9 protein-coding genes and 1 pseudogene are annotated in these 9,342 nt (G+C 65.8%); all 10 read left to right on the plus strand.

The features are described 5' to 3' along the window. Positions 1-474: 474 nt before the first annotated feature. The gene (locus EN780_RS19985) at positions 475-1,764 is read left to right on the plus strand and encodes an imelysin family protein (RefSeq protein WP_128275085.1); all 1,290 of its coding nucleotides are present in this window, start codon (positions 475-477) and stop codon (positions 1,762-1,764) included. A 110-nt stretch (positions 1,765-1,874) separates the two neighbouring features. Then, positions 1,875-2,186 carry a (2Fe-2S)-binding protein gene (locus EN780_RS19990; protein WP_126056686.1) on the plus strand — a complete coding sequence of 104 codons (312 nt, stop codon included), beginning with the start codon at positions 1,875-1,877 and terminating at the stop codon, positions 2,184-2,186. After that, positions 2,152-2,637: a bacterioferritin gene (gene bfr / locus EN780_RS19995; protein WP_126056685.1), complete on the plus strand. Its 486-nt coding sequence runs from the start codon at positions 2,152-2,154 to the stop codon at positions 2,635-2,637. Before EN780_RS19990 ends, bfr begins: the two co-directional genes overlap by 35 nt. A gap of 12 nt (positions 2,638-2,649) precedes the next feature. Then, positions 2,650-4,260, plus strand: coding sequence for a di-heme oxidoredictase family protein (locus EN780_RS20000; protein ID WP_128275086.1), 1,611 nt, complete (start codon positions 2,650-2,652; stop codon positions 4,258-4,260). Further along, on the plus strand, positions 4,260-5,339 hold the full coding sequence (locus EN780_RS20005; protein WP_128275087.1) for an imelysin family protein: 1,080 nt from the start codon (positions 4,260-4,262) through the stop codon (positions 5,337-5,339). Before EN780_RS20000 ends, EN780_RS20005 begins: the two co-directional genes overlap by 1 nt. 3 nt (positions 5,340-5,342) lie before the next feature. Then, positions 5,343-6,458, plus strand: coding sequence for a DUF1513 domain-containing protein (locus EN780_RS20010; RefSeq protein WP_128275088.1), 1,116 nt, complete (start codon positions 5,343-5,345; stop codon positions 6,456-6,458). Between the two features lie 123 nt (positions 6,459-6,581). Beyond that, positions 6,582-7,319 (plus strand): tRNA (adenosine(37)-N6)-threonylcarbamoyltransferase complex dimerization subunit type 1 TsaB, encoded by a 738-nt coding sequence (gene tsaB, locus EN780_RS20015; RefSeq protein ID WP_128275089.1) that lies wholly within the window; start codon positions 6,582-6,584, stop codon positions 7,317-7,319. Continuing rightward, on the plus strand, positions 7,319-7,813 hold the full coding sequence (gene rimI / locus EN780_RS20020; RefSeq protein WP_127282749.1) for a ribosomal protein S18-alanine N-acetyltransferase: 495 nt from the start codon (positions 7,319-7,321) through the stop codon (positions 7,811-7,813). The genes tsaB and rimI overlap by 1 nt, the downstream gene beginning before the upstream one ends. Positions 7,814-7,842: 29 nt before the next feature. After that, complete coding sequence (locus EN780_RS20025) at positions 7,843-8,643, plus strand: 1-acyl-sn-glycerol-3-phosphate acyltransferase (protein WP_128275090.1); 801 nt, start codon at positions 7,843-7,845, stop codon at positions 8,641-8,643. Between the two features lie 72 nt (positions 8,644-8,715). Continuing rightward, positions 8,716-9,342 (plus strand): annotated as a pseudogene (locus tag EN780_RS20030) (tRNA (N6-isopentenyl adenosine(37)-C2)-methylthiotransferase MiaB); the annotation flags it as partial.

Here is a 9,342-nt window from a genome sequence, read left to right on the forward strand (position 1 = left end):
AGCGTGACCCGCACCGACAATGACCACCCCGTTCTTCATCGCAGCCCTTTTTGCGTTCAAATCTAGGATCTTCCGCCAGGTGGCGATTGTCTGCCGCCGCCGCAATCGCCCCGGTCCGGGTCGCACCCGGAATGGTCATCTGTCAATCGCCGCATTCCACGATTACGTCGCGTCGGCAAAGGCTCAAAGTTGATAGTTACAGTTTAGAATTATTCTAAACAGTTGTTTCAATTGAATTTTCTTGGATAGGCCTGTTGACTTCCAACCCCTTCGCCGCTTTATGGGGGCTCGCGCGACGAGCGCATCCCTTTGATGTCTGGGCCTTGAACCCTTTCGATTGGAGGCATTTCGGTGTCTTTCTTCCACGAGCCGCGCAACGGCGCGGTCCATGTTGTGCCCGGCGGCATGCCCATGCCTCGGCACGGGCTGGCACGCGCGCCCTTTAGCGAATTCCCAAGGAACTGGAGAACGATGATGACAGCACGTAATGGCGGCAGGCTCGCTGCTATCTGCGCGACTGCCGCGCTGACCGCTGCGGTGTTCGTGCTGCCGGCCAAGGCCGCAACCGACGCCAAGGCGGTCATCAAGACCTATGCCGACATCGCGCTCGCCAAATACGAGGATTCGCTGACCACCGCGCAGGCGCTCGACAAGGCCGTCGACGCGCTGCTCGCCAAGCCGTCGGCGGAGACGCTGAACGCCGCCCGCGAAGCCTGGAAGGCATCGCGCGTTCCCTACCAGCAGACCGAGGTCTACCGCTTCGGCAACAAGATCGTCGACGACTGGGAAGGCAAGGTGAATTCCTGGCCGCTGGACGAAGGCCTGATCGACTATGTCGCCAAGAGCTACGGCAGCGAGTCCGACACCAATTCGCTCTATACTGCCAACGTGATCGCCAACAAGGAGATCGAGATCGACGGCAAGAAGGTCGACGCCTCGAAGCTAACGCCGGAATTCCTGTCCGGCACGCTGCAGGAGGCGGGCGGCGTCGAGGCCAATGTCGCGACCGGCTATCACGCCATCGAGTTCCTGCTCTGGGGCCAGGATCTGCACGGCACCGGTCCCGGCGCCGGCGAGCGGCCCTACACGGACTATGACCCCGCCAACTGCACCGGCGGCAATTGCGACCGCCGCGCCGAATATCTGAAGTCGGCGAGCGACCTTTTGGTCTCCGACCTGCAGGAGATGGTCGACAACTGGAAGGAAGGCGGCGCTGCCCGCAAGAACCTGGTCGATGGCGACGCCAATGCCGGCATCTCGACCATCTTCACCGGCATGGGCTCGCTGTCCTATGGCGAACTCGCCGGCGAGCGCATGAAGCTCGGCCTGCTGCTGCATGATCCGGAAGAGGAGCACGACTGCTTCTCGGACAACACCTACAACTCGCACCTCTATGACGCCGTCGGCATCCGCGCCGCCTACCATGCCAGCTACACGCGTCTTGACGGCACGGTGGTTTCCGGACCTTCCGTGTCCGACATGGTCAAGGCAGCCGACCCGGCGATCGGCAAGGAACTGTCGGACAAGCTCGACGTCTCCGTCGCCAGGATGGAGGCGATAAAGGCGCGCGCGCTCGCTGGCGAGGCCTATGACCAGCAGATCGCCGAGGGCAACACCGAAGGCAACGCCACCGTGCAGGCGGCGATCGATGCGCTGATCGACCAGACCAAGTCGATCGAGCGCGCCGTCGGCTCCCTGAAGCTCAACGACATCGCCTTCGAAGGTTCCGACAGCCTCGACGCGCCGGACAAGGTGTTCAAGTAAGGGCGCGAGCATGATCCCCAAAAGGGGTAGTCGGTTTTTGGACAAGATCATGCTCGAATGAAAAACAAGCCAAACGGCGCCGGAGCGGCGCCGTCAGCCAGGGCAAGTGAATGCTGATCTGCCATTGCAACATCATCACCGAGAAGGAGATCGAGCAGACGATCGTCGGCCTGCTGGATGAGGATCCCTGGCAGCTGATCGTGCCGGCGAAAGTCTACCATGCCATGCGCAAGCGCGGTCGCTGTTGCGGCTGCTTCCCAAATGTGGTGGAAACGATCATTCGGGTCACCGAGCACTACCACGCCCGTTCGGAGGCGAGCGGCGCCGACATCGTTTCACACCTGGACCGCGTCAGAGGCTTGCGCGGCCAATACGGGAGCAGAACCCATGAAAGGCGAACCGCAGGTCATCGAGCGGCTTAACGAAGCCCTGTTTCTGGAGCTGGGGGCCGTCAATCAGTACTGGGTCCATTACCGGCTGCTCGAGGACTGGGGCTACACCAAGCTGGCGAAGAAGGAACGGGCGGAATCGATCGAGGAAATGCAGCATGCCGACCGGCTGGTGGCCCGCATCATCTTCCTCGAGGGGCATCCGAACCTTCAGTCCGTGGCGCCACTGCGCATCGGCCAGAACGTGAAGGAAGTGCTCGAATCCGATCTTGCCGGTGAGTATGACGCGCGCACCGCCTACAAGCGTTCGCGCGAGATCTGCCAGGAGGCCGGCGACTACGTGTCGATGAAACTGTTCGAGGAACTGCTTGCCGACGAGGAAGGTCACATCGACTTCCTCGAGACGCAGCTCGACCTGCTCGCCTCGATCGGCGAGGAGAAATACGGCCAGCTCAATGCCGACTCGGCCAACGAGGCGGAGTAAGGACATGCGGGAATGCGGCGCCGCCTAGATTTCCTGCGCCGCTCGCTGCGGGCCGAGGGCTCGCCTTCCTCGCCTTCCAGGAAAAGCGCGCTGGCCTGGCTGGTTCGCGGGCTTTCTTTCATTCCCGCCGTTGTGGCCACCGCTTCGGCGCTGGCTGGAGACCCGCTGCCCGCGGGCCTTGCCGCCGCGCGCACCGATCTGACGCCGAAGGACCTGGCGCGTGTCATCGCCGTCACCAGGCCAACCGCGGATTTCTCCAAACCCGAGCCGTTCGAGCTGATGCAGGGTGGCGCCGGCACGTCGCGCAAGGACGTCGGCCGCGACGCCTTCTCGCAGCCCTCCGCCAACATCACCTTCGAGGAAGAAGGCACCTTCAGGCTCGGCAATGCGCTTTTCCGCAAGAGCTGGGTGTCCTCACCCTCCTCGACCCAGGCATCGGACGGGCTTGGGCCGCTGTTCAACGAGCGCGCCTGCCAGAACTGCCATCTGAAGGACGGCCGCGGCCGGCCGCCGGAAGGCGGCGCCGGCACCACCTCGATGTTCCTGCGGCTCGCGCGAGACGCAGGCAGTGCCGAGGAAGAGGCTGCGCTTGCCGCCCGCAAGTTGCTGAACTTCCCCGATCCGGTCTACGGCTCGCAATTGCAGGGGCTGGCGGTTCCCGGCCTCAAGGGCGAAGGCCGCATGCGCGTCGACTACCAGGAAGAGAAGGTGACGCTCGCCGGCGGCTCCGTGGTCTCACTGCGCAAGCCGGGCTATTCCGTCGACGGCCTCGGCTACGGTCAGCTCGATCCGCGTACCACGCTGTCGCCGCGCCTGACGCCGCCGATGATCGGCCTCGGCCTGATCGAGCAGATCGCGCCCGCCGACATCCTCGCCCGCGCCGATCCGGATGACCGCGATGGCGACGGCATTTCCGGCCGTCCCAACATCGTGGGCGATGGCGCCAGCGGCGGGCTCACGCTCGGCCGCTTCGGCTGGAAGGCTGAGACGCCGTCCATTCGCGAGCAGGCGGCGGACGCTTTCGCCGGCGACATCGGCATCTCGACGCCGGAGGCGCCGAAGCATTGGGGCGACTGCACCGCGGCCGAAAAGGCCTGCTTGGCCATGCCGAACGGCGTGCAGCAGCGGCTCGGCCCGGTCGAGGCGCCGCCGCCGGTGATGGACCTCGTCACCTTCTATTCGCAGAACCTCGCCGTGCCGGCCCGGCGCGACATCGACGACAGCCAGGTGCTCGCCGGCAAGAAGCAGTTCTACGAGATGGGCTGCATTTCCTGCCACACGCCGAAATTCGTCACGTTGCGCGGCACGCCCAACAAGGCGCAGGCCTTCCAGCTGATCTGGCCCTATTCCGACTTCCTGCTGCACGACATGGGGCCGGGTCTCGCCGATGGACAGGCTGTCGGCGACGCGACCGGCAGCGAATGGCGCACACCGCCGCTGTGGGGCATCGGCCTGACCGGAACGGTCAACGGCAATATGTTCTTCTTGCATGACGGGCGCGCCCGCACCCTCGCCGAGGCGATCCTTTGGCATGGCGGCGAGGGGCAGAAGGCGCGCGACCGCTTTGCCGCCGCCGATGCGGCGAACCGCGATGCGCTGGTCAAATTCCTGGAGTCCCTGTGATGTCGAAGCGTCTTGCGTTTGCTCTCCTTCTTCCCCTGGCGATGGTCGGCCCATCCCCGGCATCGGCTGAGGTGAGGGCCTCCGCTGTCATCCAGCGGGCGATCGATGGTTTTATCCGTCCTGCCTATGCTAGCCTGCGCGACCATGCCGGCAGCTTGACCAAGGCCGTGCGGGCGCTCTGTGATGCGCCGTCGCAAAGCGGCCTCGAGGCGGCGCGTGCCGAGTTTTCGGCCACGGTCGAAGCCTGGTCATCGGCTGAAATCATCGCTTTCGGGCCGATCAAGGAGAACAACCGGCTGGAGCGCATGCTCTACTGGCCGGACCGCAAGGGTATCGGGCTGAAGCAGGTGCAGGCGGCATTGGCCGGCAAGGACCCAACCGCCAGCGATCCGGCGCAACTGGCGGGCAAGAGCGTCGCCATGCAGGGGCTCGGCGCGCTCGAGTTCGTGCTTTACGGCGACGGCGGCGACGCTCTTGCCGGCAAGGACGATCCCTATCGCTGCGGCTATGGCGCGGCCGTCGCAGGCAATATCGAAACGATGGCCGCCGAGGTTGACGAGGCCTGGAGGAAGCCCGACGGATTTGCCGCGCTTTGGGCCAATCCGGGACCGCAGAACCCGCTCTACCGCGACGGCACCGAAGCTGTGACCGAGCTTGTCGGCGTCTTCATCAACGAGCTGGAGATGGTCCGCGACGTGCGCCTCAAAGGGTTCCTGGGCGGCAAGCCGGAAGGCGACAAGCCCAGGCAGGCGATCTATTGGCGCTCGCAAAACACGACGAATTCCCTGGCCGGCAATCTCTCCGGTATCGATGCGCTGTTCGTGGCTTCGAAGCTTGGCGATGCGCTTCCGGCCGATGCGCAATGGATGGCCGAGTCCATCCACATCCAGCTCGCCAACGGCGTCGCGACCGCCAAATCCGTCACCGGTCCGATCGACAAGGCGCTCGCCGATCCGGTGCTGCGCGGCAAGCTCGATCATTTCGCGCTGATCACCTCCAGCCTGACCACCCTGATCGGCACCAGGCTGACCGCCGAGTTCGGCCTGACCGCCGGGTTTTCGTCCCTGGACGGAGATTGAGCCATGACTGCGGTACGCACGCCGCTGATCGACCGTCGCGATTTCCTGAGGGCCGCCGGCGCCGGCTTCATCGCCACGATGACGCCGCGGGCCTGGGCGAAGACGCTTGATGCCGACGCGGTCTTCGCCACCGCCTTCGTCAAGCGCGACGGCAGCTATGGCGCCGCCGTGCTGTCCGAGGCAGGCGATGTGCTGCATGCGATCGACCTGCCCGACCGTGGCCACGACGTCACCTTCGATCCGGTGTCGAAGCGCTCCGTGGTCTTTGCCCGGCAGCCCGGCACCTTTGCCGTGGTGTTCGACCACACCGGCCGCGACAAGCCGCTGACCATCGCCAGCGTCGCCGGACGGCATTTCTTCGGCCACGGCGTCTTCTCGCCCGACGGCGCGCTGCTCTATGCCACCGAGAATGATTTCGACAATGCCGCCGGCGTCGTCGGCGTCTATGACGCGCGCTCGGGCTTCAAGCGCATCGGCGAATTCCCGACCTACGGCATGGGGCCGCATGAGTTGCTTCTGCTCGGCGATGGCCGGACGATCGCGGTCGCCAATGGCGGCATCGAGACCCATCCGGACTACGGCCGCGCCGAGCTCAACATCGCCACCATGAAACCGTCCTATGTGCTGGTCGACCGCATCACCGGCGATCTGATCGAAAAGCACGAATTGCCGTCGGCGCTCCACCAGCTGTCGATCCGCCACATGGATTGCGACCCGGCCGGCACGGTCTGGTTCGGCTGCCAGTATCGCGGCCCGGCGGCCGACCGGCCGTTGCTGATCGGTCGCGCGGCGCGCGGCAAGGACCTGCAGTTGCTCGACATGCCGCAGGACGTGCTCGCCGGCTTCCGCAACTATATCGGCTCGGTCGCCGCCAATCCGGCCGCCGGCAGGGTCGCCGTCACCTCGCCTGAGGGCAACTCGCTCGCCGTCATCGACGCCGCCAGCGGCGACGTCGTCGCCACCAGCGCGTTGGTCGAGGTCTGCGGCCTGGCGCCCGATGGTTCGGGCTTCATGGCCACCACCGGCGCCGGCGAGATCGTCGAGGGCAATGGCGCCAGGCGCTCCGAGCCCGACTATGTCTGGGACAATCACATGCTGCGCATCTCAGAGCCGGCGTAGCCACCGCGATCGTTGGAGGGCCATGCCAAGCCGCATAACAAATATCCACCTTGCCCCTTGCAGGGACGGGCCGTGGCGGGCACAGGGAATTGTTTTTCGACCCAGGGCGTTAACCGGCGAACCATGAAGCTGCTTGCCATCGACTGTGCCGCCACTCTCTGCGCCGCCAGCGTCTATGACGCCGCGGCCGGGCGCGAGCTTGGCCGCCAGGTGCTCGACCTCGGCAAGGGCCATGCCGAGCATCTCATGGCGGTCATCGACGCGGCGCTGAAAGCGGCCGGCACAGGCTACGCAAACCTCGACGCCATAGCCGTCTCCGTCGGGCCTGGCTCCTTCACCGGCCTGCGCGTCGGCGTCTCCACCGCGCGCGGCCTGGCGCTGGCGCTGAAGATCCCGGCAATCGGCGTGACCACGCTCGAGGCCCTGGTGGCGGAGGCGGCCGCGTCCTTTCCCGGCCGTGCCGTGCTCGCCGCCCTCGACGCCGGGCGCGAGGAGATCCATGTCGCCGCCTATGACGAAGCGTTAGCTTTGACTTACGGTCCGGCGGTGGCCACGCTCGCGAACGCCACCGCCATTGCCGTGGAGACGTCCGCCGTGCTGGCCGGCACCGCCGCGGAGAAGATCGCCGCCTCGGCCGGGCGCGCCTTCGACATCGGCTCGACCGGCGCCACCGCCGACATCGCCGCCTATGCCCGGCTGGCCGCTGAAAAGGGCGTGGGCGACAAGCCCAAGCCGCTCTATCTGCGCGGCGCCGATGCCAAGCCACAGGCCGGTTTCATTCTTCCAAGGCAAGACCATGATCCCAAAAAGCGGGCCCCGGTTTTTGGGCAAGATCATGGTCCGGAAGGAAAAAAGAGCTGATGCGCATTCCCTTCTTTCAGCCGCGCCGCAGGGACTATGCGCTTCAGCCGCTGACGGTTGCCGACAGCGAGGCTGTCTCGGTGCTGCATCAGGAGGACTTTGTGCGGCCGTGGAGCGACGGCGAGTTCGCGGCTTTGCTCGAGCAGGACACCGTATTCGGTTATGCCGCGCGCGAAACCGGACAGGGCGGCAAGCCGCCGGTCGGCTTCGTGCTGGCGCGGCTGGCGGCAGGCGAGGGCGAGATTCTCACCGTAGCCGTCGCCCGCTCCCACCGCCGCCAGGGGCTTGGCTGGCAATTGATGGACGCGGTGCTGCGCGAATTGCACGCGCAACGCGCCGAGGCGCTGTTCCTCGAGGTCGACGAGACCAATGTCGCGGCCATCGCGCTCTACCGGCGGCTCGGCTTCCGTGAGGTCGGCAAGCGCGCCAACTACTACAGATCGCCCGAGCGCGGCCCGACCGGCGCGCTTGTCATGCGCCGCGATCTTCGCTAGCGACACGCCGGGACAGGGCCTGCGCGCTGATGATCAAGAAACTACGGATTTTCCTGGCGCTTGCTCTGGTCGTCGCCGGCTCGCTGGTCCTGGTGCCGCTGCAGGTCCTGTCGATGAAGACCGGGCTGTGGCCGGAAACCTTCATCCTCAAGATCTGGCACCGGATGATCGCCAGGGCGCTCGGCCTGCGCATCCACGTCAAGGGCGCGCTGTCGGCCAGGCGCCCCTTGCTGGTCGCGTCCAACCACATCTCCTGGACCGACATCATGGTGCTCGGCTCCAGGGTCGACGTGAAGTTCATCGCCCGCGCCGACATGGCGAACTGGCCGATGATCGGCATGCTGTCGAAGCTGCAGCGCACCGTCTTCATCGAGCGCGAGCGCAAGCGCAGCTCGGGCGACCAGGCCAGCGAGATCGCCGGCCGCATGGCCAATGGCGACGCCATGGTGCTGTTCGCCGAAGGCTCGACCGGCGACGGCAACCTGCTTTTGCCCTTCAAGAGCACGCTGTTCGGCGCCGCCTCGATGGCGATTTCGGAAGGGGCGACCGAGCAGGTGTTCATCCAGCCGGTGGCGATCGTCTACACCAGGCTGCATGGCGTGCCGCTCGGCCGCCGTCACCGGCCGATCGCCGCCTGGATCGGCGACGAGGACCTGATGCCGCATCTCAAGGTGCTGCTCGCCGAAGGCGCGCTCGATGTCGAGCTGCATTTCGGCGAGCCGATTGCCTTCTCCAAGGGCTCCAACCGCAAGGAGACGGCAAGGCTGATGGAAAGCAGGGTGCGCGAGATGGTGCAGGCGGCGCTTGCCGAGCCGCGCCCGAGCCGCTGACGCGTCCGCGACACGCCGCCAGGGCGCAGAATCGTCTGTTTTTTGTCACTGAAAGGCGTTAGAAGCCGCCCGATGGACCTGAACACGACAGAACGCAACGATATCGGCATCGCTGCCGACAGCCTGGCTGCCCCTCCGGCGGCGAAGAAAGTCTTCGTCAAGACCTATGGCTGCCAGATGAACGTCTACGACTCGCAGCGCATGACGGATGCGCTGGCGGCAGACGGCTATGTCGCGACCGATATGGTCGATGATGCCGACCTGGTGCTGCTCAACACCTGCCATATCCGGGAAAAGGCGGCGGAAAAGGTCTATTCCGAGCTTGGCCGCATCCGCGACATGAAGGCCGAACGGGCCGGCACCGGCCGCGAGCTGCTGATCGGCGTCGCCGGCTGCGTCGCGCAGGCCGAAGGCGCCGAGATCATCCGCCGCGCGCCGGCCGTCGACCTGGTCATCGGCCCGCAGACCTATCACCGGCTTCCCGACGTGCTGGCAAGGGTGCGGGGCGGCGAGAAGATCGTCGAGACCAACTACGCCGTCGAGGACAAGTTCGAGCATCTGCCGCAGCCGAAGCGCGCCGAGGTCGCCAGGCGTGGCGTCACCGCCTTTCTCACCGTCCAGGAAGGCTGCGACAAGTTCTGCACCTTCTGCGTCGTGCCGTATACGCGCGGCTCCGAAGTCTCGCGGCCGGTGGCGCAG

Origin of the sequence: Mesorhizobium sp. M4B.F.Ca.ET.089.01.1.1 (assembly GCF_004022605.1) — a bacterium.
GTDB lineage: Bacteria > Pseudomonadota > Alphaproteobacteria > Rhizobiales > Rhizobiaceae > Mesorhizobium > Mesorhizobium abyssinicae.